Annotated in this window: 11 protein-coding genes; 8 read left to right on the top strand and 3 right to left on the bottom strand. The window is 71.1% G+C overall.

The features are described from left to right. Nucleotides 1-2 precede the first annotated feature (2 nt). Genes mreD through rodA form a run of 3 tightly spaced genes read left to right on the top strand, consistent with a single transcriptional unit; the run spans nt 3 to nt 4,110 of the window. Nucleotides 3-755, top strand: coding sequence for a rod shape-determining protein MreD (gene mreD, locus H180DRAFT_RS06245; protein ID WP_055484996.1), 753 nt, complete (start codon nt 3-5; stop codon nt 753-755). Next, complete coding sequence (gene mrdA / locus H180DRAFT_RS06240; RefSeq protein ID WP_055484995.1) at nt 752-2,914, top strand: penicillin-binding protein 2; 2,163 nt, start codon at nt 752-754, stop codon at nt 2,912-2,914. Before mreD ends, mrdA begins: the two co-directional genes overlap by 4 nt. Beyond that, on the top strand, nt 2,911-4,110 hold the full coding sequence (gene rodA / locus H180DRAFT_RS06235; RefSeq protein ID WP_055484994.1) for a rod shape-determining protein RodA: 1,200 nt from the start codon (nt 2,911-2,913) through the stop codon (nt 4,108-4,110). Before mrdA ends, rodA begins: the two co-directional genes overlap by 4 nt. Here rodA and H180DRAFT_RS06230 read toward each other — a convergent pair. Beyond that, complete coding sequence (locus tag H180DRAFT_RS06230) at nt 4,082-4,645, bottom strand: SgcJ/EcaC family oxidoreductase (protein ID WP_079099891.1); 564 nt, start codon at nt 4,643-4,645, stop codon at nt 4,082-4,084. The two genes, rodA and H180DRAFT_RS06230, sit on opposite strands and share 29 nt — an antisense overlap. 56 nt (nt 4,646-4,701) lie before the next feature. Here H180DRAFT_RS06230 and H180DRAFT_RS06225 point away from each other — a divergent pair, with 56 nt between their 5' ends. Beyond that, nucleotides 4,702-5,169: a MarR family winged helix-turn-helix transcriptional regulator gene (locus H180DRAFT_RS06225; RefSeq protein WP_055484993.1), complete on the top strand. Its 468-nt coding sequence runs from the start codon at nt 4,702-4,704 to the stop codon at nt 5,167-5,169. Nucleotides 5,170-5,252: 83 nt separating this feature from the next. Beyond that, the gene (locus tag H180DRAFT_RS06220) at nt 5,253-7,178 is read left to right on the top strand and encodes a TIGR03960 family B12-binding radical SAM protein (protein WP_055484992.1); all 1,926 of its coding nucleotides are present in this window, start codon (nt 5,253-5,255) and stop codon (nt 7,176-7,178) included. A 63-nt stretch (nt 7,179-7,241) separates the two neighbouring features. Here H180DRAFT_RS06220 and H180DRAFT_RS06215 read toward each other — a convergent pair whose 3' ends face one another. Next, nucleotides 7,242-7,634, bottom strand: coding sequence for a VOC family protein (locus tag H180DRAFT_RS06215; RefSeq protein WP_055484991.1), 393 nt, complete (start codon nt 7,632-7,634; stop codon nt 7,242-7,244). Nucleotides 7,635-7,636: 2 nt separating this feature from the next. Then, the gene (locus H180DRAFT_RS06210; RefSeq protein ID WP_254665908.1) at nt 7,637-8,452 is read right to left on the bottom strand and encodes an arsenate reductase/protein-tyrosine-phosphatase family protein; all 816 of its coding nucleotides are present in this window, start codon (nt 8,450-8,452) and stop codon (nt 7,637-7,639) included. A gap of 287 nt (nt 8,453-8,739) precedes the next feature. Here H180DRAFT_RS06210 and H180DRAFT_RS06205 point away from each other — a divergent pair, with 287 nt between their 5' ends. From H180DRAFT_RS06205 to H180DRAFT_RS06195, 3 genes are all read left to right on the top strand, one after another. Next, nucleotides 8,740-10,071, top strand: a complete 1,332-nt coding sequence (locus H180DRAFT_RS06205; RefSeq protein ID WP_175437723.1) for a hypothetical protein — start codon at nt 8,740-8,742, stop codon at nt 10,069-10,071. Between the two features lie 142 nt (nt 10,072-10,213). After that, nucleotides 10,214-11,014, top strand: a complete 801-nt coding sequence (locus H180DRAFT_RS06200; RefSeq protein WP_055485251.1) for a TIGR03936 family radical SAM-associated protein — start codon at nt 10,214-10,216, stop codon at nt 11,012-11,014. Between the two features lie 269 nt (nt 11,015-11,283). After that, entirely contained in the window at nt 11,284-15,960 is a 4,677-nt protein-coding gene (locus H180DRAFT_RS06195) for an Rne/Rng family ribonuclease (protein ID WP_079099890.1), read from the top strand. The last annotated feature ends 57 nt before the right edge of the window (nt 15,961-16,017 follow it).

Raw genomic sequence — 16,017 nt, 5'->3', positions numbered from 1 at the left:
CGATGTACCTCAACCGGATCCTGCTCTCGGCCGTCCTCGTCGTCGGCGCCCTGATCGCGCAGGTGAGCGTGCTGGCGCGGCTTCAACTGCCCGGTGCCGTGCCCGATCTGCTGCTGCTCGTCATCCTCGGTCTCGCCATGGTCTACGGGCACACCGCCGGGGCTGTGACGGGCTTCCTCGGCGGGCTCCTCGCGGACCTCGCGCCGCCCGCGGAGCACGCCGTGGGCCGGTACGCGCTCGTGCTGTGCATCATCGGTTACGTGGCGGGCCTGACCAAGCCCGAGGGCACGCAGCACCGTTCGGCGACGGTGCCGATGCTCGTCGTCGCCAGTGCCGCTGTCGGATCGACGCTGCTGTACGCGGGCGTCGGCACCCTCGTCGGGGACACCGCGGCGGGCCAAGTGGGGCTGTTGCTGCTGCTGTTCACCGCGACCCTCTACGACCTGCTGCTCGCGCCCTTCGTCGTGCCGCTCGTCATGTGGGCGGCCCGCCGGACCGAGCGCGGAGTGATCACCTCCGACGCGTCGGGGGTCGGAAGTATGGGCAGAAGTGACAAAGGCGCCTACGGCTGGCTCACTTCGGGTACGGGACTCCAAGTCGGCGGCAGCCTCTTCGGCAAGGGCCGCAACGGCGGCCCGGTGCGCAACGCCCGCAACGGCAAGGCCGTCCGGATGGGCATCCAGCGGGGCAGTCTGCTGGACCGGTCGTCCCGCAAAGGCAGGTCCGGGAAGATCAAGGGGGTCAAGCGGCTGTGAGCAACATCCCTGAGACCGGGCGCAGTCCCCGGGTGACCATCCGGCTTGTCGCCATCCAGATCCTGGTGATGTCGCTGCTGCTCACTCTGGGGGGCCGCCTCTGGTATCTCCAGGTCCGCAACGGCGACCAGTACCAGAAGGAAGCCGCGGGCAACCACGTGCAGCAGGTCGTGCAGCCCGCGAGCCGCGGCTCCATCCTCGACGCGCGTGGCGTGCCGATCGCGGACAACGAGACGCGTCTGGTGGTCTCCGCCTCCCGCACCGAACTGATGAAGATGGACGACAGCGGCAAGGCCGTGCTGGCCAGGCTCGCCAACGTCCTCGACATGAAGCCGAAGACCGTGCGGGACAAGGTCAGGCTCTGCGACGCGAAGACCCCGCAGCCGTGCTGGAACGGCTCGCCCTACCAGCCGATCCCGGTCACCGACGACGCCACGACCCAACAGGCCCTGCAGATCCGTGAAAGGGCCGAGGACTTCCCCGGCATCACGGCCGAACCCACCGCGCTGCGCCGCTACCCGTCCCCCTACGGCTCCCGCACGTCGCAGGTGCTGGGCTATCTCTCGCCGGTCACCGACGAGGAGATCAGGAAGACCAAGAACACCGACTCGCCCTTCCTCTCCTCCGACGAGATCGGACGCTCGGGGCTGGAGCGCACGTACGACGCCATACTGCGCGGCAGTTCGGGCGTGACGCGCTACGAGGTGGACAACCTGGGGCGTGTGATGGGACGGGCCAAGAGCGACAAGGCCGAGCCGGGCTCCAGCCTCGTCACGAGCATCGATTCACGCGTGCAGGCAGTCACCGAGAACGAGTTGCTGACGGCGATGAAGAACGCGCGAAAGCAGCACGACAAGAACACCAACAGGAACTACAAGGCGGACGCGGGAGCGGCCGTCGTGATGGAGAACAAGACCGGTCGGGTCGTTGCGATGGCCTCCAACCCCGAGTACGACCCCAACGAGTGGGTCGGCGGCATCTCCGGCAAGAAGTACAAGCAGCTCACCGGGAAGAAGTCCAACTACCCGCTGCTCAACCGCTCCATTCAGGGCCTCTCGGCGCCCGGCTCCGTCTTCAAGGTGATCTCCACCGCCGCCGCGGTGAAGGCCGGCAACAAGTTCGACGGCGACTACAACTGTTCCTCCTCGTACAACGTCGGTGGCCAGACCTTCAAGAACTACGAGTCGAAGAGCTACGGGACGATCGACCTCGGCCGCGCGCTGGAGGTCTCCTGCGACACCGTCTTCTACGACCTCGCCTACAAGCAGTGGCTCAAGGACGGCGGCAACAACCCGAAGAAGAACGCCAAGGACCACTTCTACAAGGCCGCACACGACTTCGGCCTCGGCAAGAAGACCGGCATCGACCTGCCCAACGAGGTCGAAGGCCGCGTCCCGGACCGCAAGTGGAAGAAGGACTACTGGGAGGCCAACAAGGACGCCTGGTGCAAGCAGGCGAAGGACCCCAAGTCCTACGCGGACAAGATCGCCAAGGAGAACTGCGTCTCCGGCATGAAGATGCGGGCCGGTGACAGCGTCAACTACTCCATCGGACAGGGCGACACCCTCGTCACGCCCATCCAGATGGCCACCATCTACTCGGCGATCGCCAACGGCGGCACCCTGTACAACCCCACTCTGGGCAAGGCGACCATCGGGCCGAAGGGCAAGACCATAAAGGAGATCGAGCCCGAGTCCCACGGCGAGCTGCCCGTGAAGAAGAGCCTGCTGAAGAAGATGGACAAGGCCCTCGCCGGTGTCGCCGAACGAGGCACCGCGGCCTGGCGCTTCGGGGACGCCGGCTGGCCCCAGGACAAGATCAAGATGCACGCGAAGACCGGTACGGCCGAGGTCGCGGGCAAGCAGACCACGTCCTGGTTCGCCACGTACACCAAGGACTACACGATCGTCATGACGATCGCCCAGGGCGGTACCGGATCCGGTGCCTCCGGTCCGGCGGTGCGCAACATCTACAACGCCATCTACGGAGTCGACTCCGGCGGCAACATCGACGAGAACGCCGCACTGCTGCCGCACCCCGAGGAGGAGCTCCCGAAGGTCGACAGCCACGGCAACATCCAGGCCCGGGAGGACAAGGACTTCAAGGAACGTGCCGAACGCGCGGTGAAGGGCGCACCCGCCGGGGAAGAGGCCGGATGAGCACGCACTCCTACTCCCTCAGCGGCTACGGACCGCAGAAGAAGTCGGCGTGGGGCAGGCTCACGGCACGCGACTCGGCGGTCTGGCGGCTGGACTGGGTCATGGTGCTGGCAGGCGTCAGCCTCTCCGTCGTCGGCTCGCTCCTGGTCTGGTCGGCCACGCGCAACCGCACCGACCTCAACCAGGGCGACCCGTACTACTTCCTCACCCGTCACGTGCTCGCTCTCCTCGTGGGGCTGCTGCTGATGGCGGGCATGGTGTGGCTGGGCCATCGCAGGGTGCGGGGGGCCGTGCCGTTCCTGTACGGCGCGTCCTTGCTGCTCGCGCTCCTCGTCCTCACCCCGCTCGGCGCGACCATCAACGGGCAGCGCGCCTGGCTCCATCTCGGCGGCGGCTTCTCGCTGCAGCCCGCCGAGTTCATCAAGATCACCGTGATTCTCGGCATGGCCATGCTGCTGGCCGCGCGTGTGGACGCGGGGGACCGGGAGCATCCCGACCACCGCATCGTGCTCCAGGCGCTGGGCCTCGCGGCCGCGCCGATCGTGGTCATCATGCTGATGCCGGACCTCGGTTCAGTGATGGTCATGGTCATAATCGTTCTGGGTGTGCTGCTCGCCTCCGGCGCCTCGAACCGGTGGATCGTCGGGCTGTGCGTCACGGGCGCCGCCGGGGCGTTGCTGGTCTGGGCGCTGGGGTTGCTGGACGAGTACCAGATCGACCGCTTCGCCGCCTTCGCCAACCCCGCGCTGGATCCGTCCGGCGTCGGCTACAACACCAACCAGGCGCGCATCGCCATCGGTTCGGGCGGGCTCGTCGGCAAGGGGCTGTTCGAGGGGTCGCAGACCACGGGCCAGTTCGTGCCCGAGCAGCAGACGGACTTCGTCTTCACCGTCGCGGGTGAGGAACTGGGCTTCCTCGGCGGAGCGTTGATCATTCTGCTGCTCGGTGTCGTGATCTGGCGTGCGTGCCGCATCGCCCGCGAGGCCTCGGAGCTCTACAGCACGATCGTCGCCGCCGGAGTGATCGCCTGGTTCGCCTTCCAGTCGTTCGAGAACATCGGTATGACGCTGGGGATCATGCCGGTCGCGGGGCTTCCGCTTCCGTTCGTCTCCTATGGCGGTACGTCGATGTTCGCGGTGTGGATCGCGCTGGGGCTGCTGCAGTCCATCAGAGTGCAGCGTCCCGTCTCGGCGTAGCGGCAGTTGCCGTTGCCGGGGTCGTTTCCGGGGCGCCGCTTCCGTCCTGTGCGCGGCGTCCCCGGCCCATGCCGAGGCGCCGTCCGGCCCGGCTCATCGCGTGCGACATCCTGGACGGGAAGGCGCCGGGGTCAGGGATCGTCACGGGACGCACGCGGCCGTTGTGGAGGGCCGTGATCCGCCAGCCCTGCCCGGTCCGCACGAGGGTGAGTGTCTGCCGCGACAGGCGCCGCCCCGGCAGTCGCGACCGCCAGGGCATCAGTACGGATGCCGTGCCGTGCAGGACGGCGACGTCCTCCGAGATGTGACGCACCGACTCCAGGTCACCGACGAGCGCGGAGCCGGCCAGGACTCCGCGGAAGAGCCGGTCGTGGTTGTCCTGGAGGGCCTGCCGGCCGGTTGCACGCGTGCCGTCGTAGGAGACGTAGTCGGCGTCGGGGGTGAAGCAGGCGCCGAACGCGACGGCGTCGTTGTCGGTCCACGCCTGCATGAACCGCCGGAAGAGCTGAGTGATCTCATCGTCACTGGTGGGCATGGTGTCTCCTCGGTATTATTTCGCTTACCGAAATGTACGATAACAGAAAGCTTCGAATGCAGAAATATACGTCGGACGAAGCGGCCGCCGAGGTGGCCCGGCGGATGAGGCGGCTCCAGCAGAGCTTCCATGTCTTCGACGAAGCCGCCGCGGTCCATCTGGGGCTGAACCGCACCGATCTGCGCTGCCTCGACCTGATCCTCGCCGGCGGACCGATGCCGGCCGGAGAGCTGACCGCAGCCGCAAGGCTCAGCCCGGCCGCGACGACCTCCGTGATCGACCGTCTGGAGCGTGCGGGCTACGTGACCCGCGGCCGGGACGTCGCCAACCGCCGCCGGGTCCTCGTCACCGCCACCGAGGCGGCCCGTACCGCCGAGCGCGAGGTCTACGGGCCCGTCGGCGAGGCCGGGAGGGCCGCGCTGCGCAACTACGATGCGGCCCAACTCGCCCTGATCAGCGACTTCCTGGAGGCGGCCCGTCATGTCCAGGAGGAGCAGACGGCCCGTCTGAAGGGGGAGGCCTGAGACGGGCGCGAGCCTGCACCCGCGTCCGCGTTACGCTGAATGGTCACCTGCACTGCGAACGCGCCCCGAGCCGAGGAACCCCAATGTCAGTCGAGTCGGTCTTCCCGCGCCTGGAGGCCCTCCTTCCCCATGTCCAGAAGCCGATCCAGTACGTGGGCGGTGAGCTGAACTCCACCGTCAAGGACTGGGACTCCTGCGACGTCCGCTGGGCGCTGATGTACCCCGACGCCTATGAGGTGGGGCTGCCCAACCAGGGCGTCATGATCCTCTACGAGGTGCTCAACGAGCGTGAGGGCGTACTGGCGGAGCGCACCTACAGCGTCTGGCCGGACCTGGAGAAGCTGATGCGGGAGCACGACGTCCCGCAGTTCACCGTCGACGCGCACCGTCCCGTCGGGGCGTTCGACGTGCTCGGTGTCTCCTTCGCCACCGAACTCGGCTACACCAACCTCCTCACGGCCCTCGACCTGTCCGGCGTACCGCTGGAGGCGAAGGACCGCGGCGACGACCACCCGATCGTCATGGCGGGAGGGCACGCGGCCTTCAACCCCGAGCCCGTCGCCGACTTCCTCGACTGCGCCGTCGTCGGCGACGGCGAGCAGGCCGTGCTGGAGGTCAGCGACATCATCCGCGCCTGGAAGTCCGAGGGGCGGCCAGGCGGCCGGGACGAACTCCTGCTGCGTCTCGCGAAGACAGGGGAGGTCTACGTCCCGAAGTTCTACGACGTGGAGTACCTGGCGGACGGCCGCATCTCCCGCGCCGTGCCGAACCGTTCGGGCGTTCCGTGGCGGGTCTCGAAGCGCACCGTGATGGACCTCGACGAGTGGCCGTACCCGAAGCAGCCGCTGGTGCCGCTGGCGGAGACCGTGCACGAGCGGATGTCCGTGGAGATCTTCCGCGGCTGCACGCGAGGCTGCCGCTTCTGCCAGGCGGGCATGATCACCCGTCCGGTGCGGGAGCGCTCCATCACGGGGATCGGCGACATGGTGGACAAGGGGCTGAAGAACACCGGCTTCGAAGAGGTCGGGCTGCTCTCCCTCTCGTCCGCGGACCACAGCGAGATCGGCGACGTGGCCAAGGGCCTGGCCGACCGCTACGAGGACGACAAGATCGGCCTGTCCCTTCCCTCCACCCGCGTCGACGCCTTCAACATCGACCTCGCGAACGAACTGACCCGAAACGGGCGCCGCTCCGGCCTGACCTTCGCGCCGGAGGGCGGCAGCGAACGCATCCGAAAGGTCATCAACAAGATGGTCTCGGAGGAGGATCTGATCCGCACCGTCGCCACCGCCTACGGCAACGGCTGGCGGCAGGTGAAGCTGTACTTCATGTGCGGGCTGCCCACCGAGACCGACGAGGACGTGCTGCAGATCGGCGACATGGCCGTCAACGTCATCGCCAAGGGCCGCGAGGTCGCCAAGTCCAACGACATCCGCTGCACCGTCTCCATCGGCGGGTTCGTGCCCAAACCGCACACGCCCTTCCAGTGGGCGCCGCAGCTGTCGGCGGAGGATACGGACCTGCGGCTCGGCAAGCTGCGCGAGAAGATCCGCGCCGACAAGAAGTACGGCCGCTCCATCGGTTTCCGCTACCACGACGGCAAGCCCGGCATCGTCGAGGGACTGCTCTCGCGGGGGGACCGGCGCGTGGGTGCAGTGATCCGCGAGGTCTACGACCGCGGCGGCCGGTTCGACGGCTGGCGTGAGTACTTCAGCTACCAGCTGTGGATGGACGCCGCCGCCCGCACGCTGCCGGACTTCGGCGTCGACGTCGACTGGTACACGACGCGTGAGCGCACCTACGAAGAGGTCCTGCCCTGGGACCACTTGGATTCCGGCCTCGACAAGGACTGGCTCTGGGAGGACTGGCAGGACGCCCTGGACGAGACCGAGGTCGAGGACTGCCGCTGGACGCCCTGCTTCGACTGCGGAGTGTGCCCTCAGCTGGACACCGAGATCCAGATCGGCCCCACCGGGAAGAAGCTGCTGCCGCTGACCGTCGTCAAGTAGCGGGCGCGGCACAGGAGTCCGGAGCTCTCCCGGCCGTCGGCGGACGGGACCCGTTGTGCCGGGTCAGGTGCCGGCGGGCTGGAAGAGCTCGACCACGTTGCCGGACGGGTCCTGCAGCAGGATCTGCCGTCCTCCCGGCCCGGTGACGACGTCGTTCCGGAATGTGAGCCCTGCCGTGCGCAGCCGGCCCACCTCGGCGTCGATGTCGCTCACGATGAGGTGAATGCGGTTCCAGCCCCCGGGAGCGGGACGGGTGCCGTCCGGCATCGGACGGCCCGCCGAGCTGGCCGGGCCGCTCAGCAGGAGCCGCAGGTTGCCGCGTACGACGTCGGCGAAGGCCGGGGCCGCGCTCATCCTGAGGGTGAACCCCAGGTGTGTGGTGTAGAAGTCGACCGCGGTGTCGACGTCGTCGACCATGTACCGGACGCTGACCAGGTCCACGAGGCTGTCGGACATAGCTAGACCCTTTCCGAACGCGTCGGCGCGCGTTCGATCGCATGGAGCAGGAACTGGATACGGGTGTGCAGTTCGTCCGCGGTCCGGACGAACGCCTGATGGCTGGGCTCCTCGGCCGTCACCGCGGCCGCCGGGTCGGGGATGCTCCAGTGCGCCACGGTGGGAGGGCCGGGGAAGTCCGGACACCTTTCACGAACGCGGTCGCAAAGGCTGATCACATGGTCAAACCGCTGCTCGGAGAACTCGTCGAGGTGCTTGGAGCGGCGGCCGCCGATGTCGGTGCCGCGTTCCCGCATCACGCGCACGGCCTCCGGGTGCAGGGGCTTGGGGTGGCTTCCGGCGCTGGCGGCTTCGACGCGGGAGCCCGCCTGCTGCTCCAGGATCGCCTGAGCCATCTGGGACCGGGCGCTGTTGCCGGTGCACAGGAACAGCACCCGGACGGGCGGTCGCCGGGCCTTCCGCCGGCCGGAACCGCTCACGGACGCCGCCGGCTCTGCCGGGACCAGCCGTAGGCCGGGGTGCAGCGCGGTACCGGCCTCGGCCAGCCGTTCACGGCAGACGGCCAGGTCGAGGCTGTAGTAGGTGTCGCGCCTGTCGGCAGAGCTGCGCCGCATGGTCACCAGCCCTGCCTGGCGCAACTGGCCGAGATGGTAGGAGGCCAGACTCTGCCGCACGCCTGCCAGCGCGGTGAGTTCCCGGACCTGGCGGTCGCTGCGCGCCAGTTCGCTGAGCAGTTGCCACCGCACAGGGTGCCCGGTGAGGGACAGGACTCCCGGTGGGCCGGCTGACGGTTCGTCCCCGGGGGCGGTTGAGGTCACGCTCGCACAATACATCAAACAAGATGGATTGATCTAACTGATTTGTTGGATTGCGGTGGATGCCGCTGGTGCATGGCGCGGCCACCGGGCCCGGCGAGCCGGGGAAACGGTGCGCTGCCCCGGCCGTCGCCGAGTGGCGCGCTGCGCGCGGCTTGTCCGTACCGGTCCGTGAGGCGAACCGCTGGGGGCACTTCGGCGTCCCCAGTGGTGTGAGTGACTGTCAGCCCGGACATGACGCAGGACCGGCGGCCGCCGGGGGGCCTGCGGCTTCGGTGCCCGCGCGGCGCGTGTCCCTCGTGAAGCGCGGCCCCACACCGGAGGAACCCGGCCCGTCCCCGGCCCCGTTCGCGGAGGCGCCCTTCGAGGGGTGGCTCGTCAGGGCGGTCCGGATGCCGGTGCGGATTGTGACGCTGGTGCTGATCGTCCCCGTGCGGCTGCTGTGGGACGCGCTCACGGCCTGCGGGCGGGCGCTCAGGCGCGTGCTGTGGGTGCCGTTCGCGCGGGCGTCGCAGTGGGTCTGGCGGCGCGTCCTCGCTCCCGTCCTCCACGCGCTGCTGGTGTGGCCGTGGCTCGCGCTGTGGACGTACGTGCTGGCACCGGCGGGACGTGGACTGCTGTGGCTCGCGCGGACCGCCGGAGCGGGCACCGCCCGGGCCGGACGCGGCCTGTGGGCCGGGCTGACGTGGCTCGGACGGCATCTGGTCGTCGCGCCCCTCTCCCTCCTCTACCGCCACGTGCTGGCGCCGCTGGGGCGGGGCGCCCTGGCTCTGGCCGCAGCCGTCGGTGCCGGGCTGGCGTGGCTGGGGCGGGCCGTCGGCGTCGGACTGGTCTGGCTGGGGCGCACCGTGATCGGGGTGCCGCTGGGCTTCCTCCACCGCTGGGTGCTGAAGCCGGTGGGGCTGGCCGTGCTTGCCGTGATGGCCGCGGCCGGAGCGGGGCTGGCGTGGCTGTGGCGGTATCTGGTGGTGGCGCCGCGCGGGCTGCTGCACCGGTACGTGCTGAGCCCGGTCTGGCGGGGGGTGCTCGCCGGGGTGCGCGGCGCCGGAGCGGGGCTGGCGTGGCTGTGGCGGTACCTGGTGGTGGTGCCGTGCGGCTTCGTCCTCCGCAGGCTGCTCAGGCCCACGGGACGGGCTGTCGCCGTCGTCGCGCGGGAGATTGCGGACGCCGTGGCGCACGCGTGGCGCGTGGCCGGATACGTCTCGAGGACGGTCTTCCGGGCCGTCGGCCGAGTGCTGCGCTTCCTCTTCGTCGACCCGGTCGTGTGGCTGTGGCGGCACGTCGTGCGGCCGGTGGGCCGCGGGCTGCGCGACGCGGTGTGGCGCCCGGCCGTCCAGGCGGTGCGGGAAGCCGGGCGCGGAGTGCGCGCGGCCCTCGCCTCGGCACGCGCCTCCGTACGGCAGACCCGTGCGGAGCTGCGGCGGGCGCTGTTCGGCGGGCCGCCCGTGGGGAAGCCGGGGAGCGAGCCGGTGCCGGAGCCCGCTTCCGGTCCCGCGCCGCACAGGAGGGCGCTGCCCGAGCGCGGGCGCGTACCCTGGGACGCAGGATCACCGCACAACAGCGCGACGCAGCCGGACGCATTCGGCGCGAAGCGCGACGATGCGGACTTCCGCACCCTTTGAAGCACCGCGGTACCGGCGGGCACCGGCCTGCCGGCCGGCGGAAGCGTCCGAAGACACAACAGAAACTCGAATCTTTACGCGAGCGGAGAGCGGCCGTCCCCCACGCGTCGCCGCCCCGCGCCAGGCACCGAGGAGAGAACCACTGGGCAAGCGACAGCCCGAAGGCCCGCCGCCCGCACCCGCCGTACAGCGTGTGCGACTGCGATACACCAAGCGCGGCCGCCTCCGGTTCACCAGTCATCGAGATTTCCAGCGCGCTTTCGAAAGGGCGCTGCGCAGGGCCGGGGTGCCCATGGCCTACTCGGCCGGCTTCACCCCGCACCCGAAGGTCTCCTACGCCAATGCCGCACCCACCGGCACGGGCAGCGAGGCCGAGTTCCTGGAGATCGCCCTCGTCGAGCGGCGTGATCCGGAGGAGCTGAGAGCACGGCTCGACGAGTCCATGCCGCCCGGGCTCGACATCGTCGAGGCCGTCGAGGCCCGGACGTCCGACTTCACCGACCGGCTGGAGGCCTCCGAGTGGGAACTCCGCCTGGACGGGGTCGTCCCGGCCGAGGCGGAACGGGCCGTCGAGGCGTTCCTCGCGGCGGAGGCGGTCGAGGTCGAGCGGCAGACGAAGAAGGGTCTGCGCACGTTCGACGCACGAGCCGCCGTGACGTCGCTGACCTCAGCGGAAGAGGCGTCCGGTGCAGGGCCCGATGGTCGCGGGGAGGGTGCCTGTGCGATACTGCGCCTGGTGGTACGGCATTTGACACCTGCCGTGCGACCCGACGACGTCCTGTCCGGCCTCCGAGCTACGGCCGACCTGGCGCCGCCGGTCCCCGCAGCGGTGACCAGGCTGGCGCAGGGGCCGCTCGATGAGGAGACCGGCACGGTGACCGACCCGTTGGCGCCCGACCGCGACGCACCCCTCGTCGCGACGGCGCCGGGCGGCAGCGCGTAGGCCCAGGGCCTGGAGGATCAGCGTTGAAAGCGCCACCGCCGATGCAGGCACCAGGGAGCCACCCGGGTCCGTGTCATGGCAGGCAGGCGCACTGACCAGAAGACTTTCGCCGTAGCCGGGCCGTCTGTACGGAAGACAGACCGGAACCGGCGAGTGAGACACAAGCTCCCGTGTGGCGCCCGCGCCCTGGAGCACGGCCCGCCCCGAGCGTGGCCGTGGCCGAAACGATGAGGCGCGGCGCCCGGGAGCGTGACGGGAGAAACGCCCGCATGCTCGAACCGAACAACGAGAATGAAAGCGCAGCCGCGGAGAGCGGCGAGAACCGTGCCAACGCGGAGAGCGCACAGCGCGCAGCGAATGCGGAGGGTGCCGGCGCCCGGAGCGCGGGACCTGCCGTGCAGCCGGCGCCGCAGCCGCACCAGTCCGCGCACACCCCTGCCGAGGTGACGGCACCGGAGCAGGGGAAGGAGAAGGCCGGGGAAGACCCCGCCTCTCCGAGTGACACCCTTCCGCCGCGTCGCCGCCGTGCCGCCAGCCGGCCCGCCGGTCCGCCGGCGGAGCCGTCGGCGGCTCCCGAGGTGATCGCGACGAGTGACGTGACCGTCCCGTCCGGCGCGGCCGGGGCTCCGGCCGCCGCCGAGCCGACGCCGGAACCCGCTCCGGTGTCCCCGCCGTCGCGGCGACGGGCCACCCGCAGGGCGAGCGCGCCCGAGGGTGCCCCCAGCGTGAGCGGGTCCGCGGCCGCCGAACAGGTCGCGCCCGCAGGGCCGGAGCACTCCGCGCCCGCCGGGGCCGACGCGTCCGTGCCCGGGGCTGCCGGTTCCGGTTCCGAGGCTGTGGCCGATCCGGCGCCGCCGCGGCGGGCGCGCCGCAGGGCCGCTGCCCCCGAGGGCGCGCCGACCGCGTCGGACACGTCAGGCGGGGCCGGTGACGGCGAGGGCGTACCGGCCGGTGCGGGCGACGAGCCCGCCCCGCCCGCGCGTACCCGGCGCAGGACGACGCGCAAGACGACTGCCGCCGCTGAGGACGCCGGGCAGCAGGCCCGGCAGGACGCCACGCAGCAGGACGAGCAGGGCGAGCAGGCCGAGGCCCAGGCCAAGCAGGCCGAGGCTGAAGGCCAGGAGAAGCAGGCCGAGCAGGCCGATGGTGAGGAGGCCGCGGCCGGGGCGCCCGCGCGTGCGTCGCGGCGTTCCCCGGCGCGCAAGGCGAAGACCTCGGCCAAGGAACCGGGCAAGGAACCGGGCAAGGAACCGGCCCAGGAGTCCGTAAAGAGCGGCACCGAAGTCACGGCGCAGGCAGATGCGCCGAAGGCGGCAGCGGCCGCGGCGGACGAGCCCGCCGGTTCGGGCGCGCGCACGCGCCGCCGCGGCTCCGCCCGCAAGGCCGCGGAAGCGACGGAGTCCACGGACGGCGGCACTGCTGAGAGCGCCGGTACAAAGACGGACGGCGGAGAGTCGGCCGCGCAGCGCAGGCAGGCACCGGCGCCGATGGCGCTCTTCCAGCCGCCCGTGTTCACGGAGCCGGAGTTCCAGACCCCGCAGAGCGCGGCCGCGGCTGCCGCCGCCGCGTCCGCGGAAGCGGCGGACGAGCCGGAGGAGGACGAAGAGGAGGCCCCAGCGGCCTCCGAGCGTCCCCGCCGTCGGCGCCGCCGCCAGGACTCTTCCGGCGACGGCCAGGGTGCGGACGAGAGCGCCGACGATGCCGGGAGCGACGAGAGCGACGAAGAGGCCGAGGACTCCGGCGCGGACGCGGAGTCCGACGAGGGCCAGGAGGAGCGTCCCGCACGCCGTCGTCGCCGTGGCGGGCGTCGTCGCCGTCGCGGTGAGAGCTCCGAGGCGTCGGACGAGGGTGCCGCCGAGTCCGGTGCGGGCGGCGGTGAAGGCCAGGAGCGGCGCCGGCAGCGTGACGACGCCGCCGAGAGCGATGAAGAGGCCGAGGACTCCGGCGCGGACGCGAAGTCCGACGAGACGCAGGACGGCGGAGGTTCCGAAGGTGCCTCCGGCTCCTCCAGCAGCTCCCGCCGTCGTCGCCGTCGCCGCCGTCGCGGAGGCGACTCCGGCGATTCCGGAGCGGCCCGCGAGGCTGAGGGCGACGACCCGGAGCGTACCGTCGTCAAGATCCGCGAGCCCCGGCGCAAGAAGGACGAGCCCGTCGACGAGGTGCAGGCGATCAAGGGATCGACGCGTCTCGAGGCGAAGAAGCAGCGCCGCCGCGAGGGACGCGAGCAGGGCCGCCGCAGGGTGCCGATCATCACCGAGGCGGAGTTCCTGGCGCGCCGTGAGGCCGTGAAGCGGGAGATGATCGTCCGGCAGAGCGGTGAGCGTACGCAGATCGGTGTGCTCGAGGACGACGTGCTGGTGGAGCACTTCGTCAACAAGGAGCAGGCCACCTCGTACGTCGGCAACGTCTACCTCGGCAAGGTGCAGAACGTGCTGCCGTCGATGGAGGCCGCCTTCGTCGACATCGGCAAGGGCCGCAACGCCGTGCTGTACGCGGGCGAGGTCAACTTCGAGGCGCTGGGCATGGGCAACGGCCCGCGCCGCATCGAGACTGCGCTGAAGTCCGGCCAGTCGGTGCTGGTGCAGGTCACCAAGGACCCGATGGGGCACAAGGGCGCCCGTCTCACCAGCCAGGTCTCGCTGCCCGGCCGCTACCTCGTCTACGTCCCAGAGGGGTCGATGACCGGCATCAGCCGCAAGCTGCCCGACACCGAGCGCTCGCGTCTGAAGCAGATCCTCAAGAAGATCGTCCCCGAGGACGCGGGCGTCATCGTCCGTACGGCCGCCGAGGGCGCCAGCGAGGACGAACTGCGCCGCGACGTCGAACGACTGCAGGCGCAGTGGGAGGACATCCAGCGCAAGGCGCAGAAGGGCAACGCCCCGACGCTGCTGTACGGCGAGCCGGACATGACGGTGCGCGTCGTGCGCGACATCTTCAACGAGGACTTCTCGAAGGTCATCGTCAGCGGTGACGAGGCGTGGGAGACCATCCACGGCTACGTCTCCCATGTGGCGCCGGACCTTGCCGAGCGGCTGGAGAAGTGGACGTCGGACGTGGACGTCTTCGCCACGTACCGCATCGACGAGCAGCTGATGAAGGCGCTGGACCGCAAGGTGTGGCTGCCCAGCGGCGGTTCGCTGGTGATCGACCGGACGGAGGCGATGATCGTCGTCGACGTCAACACCGGCAAGTTCACCGGACAGGGCGGCAATCTGGAGGAGACGGTCACCAGGAACAACCTGGAGGCGGCCGAGGAGATCGTCCGCCAGCTGCGGCTGCGCGACCTCGGCGGCATCATCGTGATCGACTTCATCGACATGGTGCTGGAGTCCAACCGGGACCTGGTGCTGCGGCGTCTGCTGGAGTGCCTGGGCCGGGACCGTACGAAGCACCAGGTCGCCGAGGTGACATCGCTGGGCCTCGTGCAGATGACGCGGAAGCGCGTCGGGCAGGGCCTCCTGGAGTCCTTCTCGGAGCCCTGCGTGCACTGCAACGGGCGCGGTGTGCACGTGCACATGGAGCAGCCCGCGGCCGTCGGCGGCAGCAAGAAGAGCAAGAAGCGGGGCGGCAGGGGCGGCGGCGAGAAGCAGGCGCAGCTCCAGACCAAGGCCCCGTCCGAGGCGGAGCCCGCCTCCCTGCCCGAGCCGGAGGCCGCCGCGGAGGCGGAGGACTCCAAGGGTGCCAGGGGCCGGAAGGCCGGGAAGGCGGCGGCCGAGGGCGGGAAGGCGTCCCGGCAGGAGGAGTTCGCGCCGGACGAGGAGCTGTACGGCTCGGTCGCGGAGGCGGAGGCCGCTGCGGCGTCCGGACGCCGCAGCCGCCGCCGGGGCAGCCGCAAGGCGACGGCACCGCAGGGCGCCCCGCAGCCCGCACCGGCGCAGGGCGGGGAGGAGCCGGCGGAGAAGGAGCCGGTTCCGGTCGCCGCGGCATCCGCGTCGGCACCGGAGACCCGGACCCCGAGCCGGACGCAGACCCGGGAGCAGACCCAGCCCGAGTCCGAGCCTGCCGGGCAGCGGAGTACGGAGCGCGAGAAATCCGCGCAGCCGAGAGCGGAAAGCCCCGCCGGCACCGACGAGAGCACCTCCAAGGGGGCCACCGGCCCGGGAAACGGACGAGGCCGCTCGCGGGAAGGCTCCGAAGCTGGTGGCAGGGTCGCCGCCGGTGACGTGAGCGACGCGGGCGGCGTTCAGCAGGACGCCGGTCACCCGGAGCCGGCCGTTCGGCCGGAAGCCGAACGCCCCGCGCGGGGCCGCAGGCGGGTCGCCCGTAAGGTCTCGGCTCCTGCCGGGGCGCCGCCCGCCTCCGAGGAGGCGGTGGTCACCGTGGTGGCGCCGAAGGCGGACGAGCAGCCGGCGCCGCAGCAGCCGCAGGCCGAGGTGGTGCCGGAGGCGCCCGCGCCGGAGGCGGCTCCTCCGGTGCGTGCGCGGCGCCGCGTCAGCCGCAGCGTGTCCGCTCCGGTGGGATCGCCTTCGGCGTCCGAGGAGGCGGGTGCGATCGTGCTGCCCTCGTCGGAACTCCCGGCCGCGCAGCAGCAGCCGCCGGTCGAGGCGGTGCCGGAGGCACCTGCTCCGGAGGCCGCGCCTCCGGTGCGCAGTCGGCGGAGGGTGACGCGCAGCGTCTCCGCACCGGCAGGGCCGCCGCCCTCGACGTCGCACGAGGCAGCCGCGGAATCTCCTGATGGGCCGTCCGGGTCCCCGGGAGCCGGGGACGACGACGCGGACGGCACGGTGGAGGATCCGTCCGGAGCGCCCGTCGCGAAGAAGTCCGCGGCGAAGAAGACGGCCAGGAAGGCGACGGCGAAGAGGGCCGCCACCGCCCGGAAGACGGCCACGTCCCGGAAGACGGCCGCGGCCGAGCAGGACGCACCGTCGTCCGTTTCCGCCCCCGCGGAGGAGGACGCACCGTCATCTCCCTCCGCCCCGGCGGAAGAGGAGCGACCCGCGGACTGACCGGCGGAAGCGGCGGGCCCGGTGCCACGGCCGAAGCGAAGCGGACAGGGCCGCTCA

Origin of the sequence: Streptomyces sp. WMMB 322 (assembly GCF_900090145.1) — a bacterium.
Taxonomy (GTDB): domain Bacteria; phylum Actinomycetota; class Actinomycetes; order Streptomycetales; family Streptomycetaceae; genus Streptomyces.
This window is presented reverse-complemented; position numbering and strand designations above follow the sequence as displayed.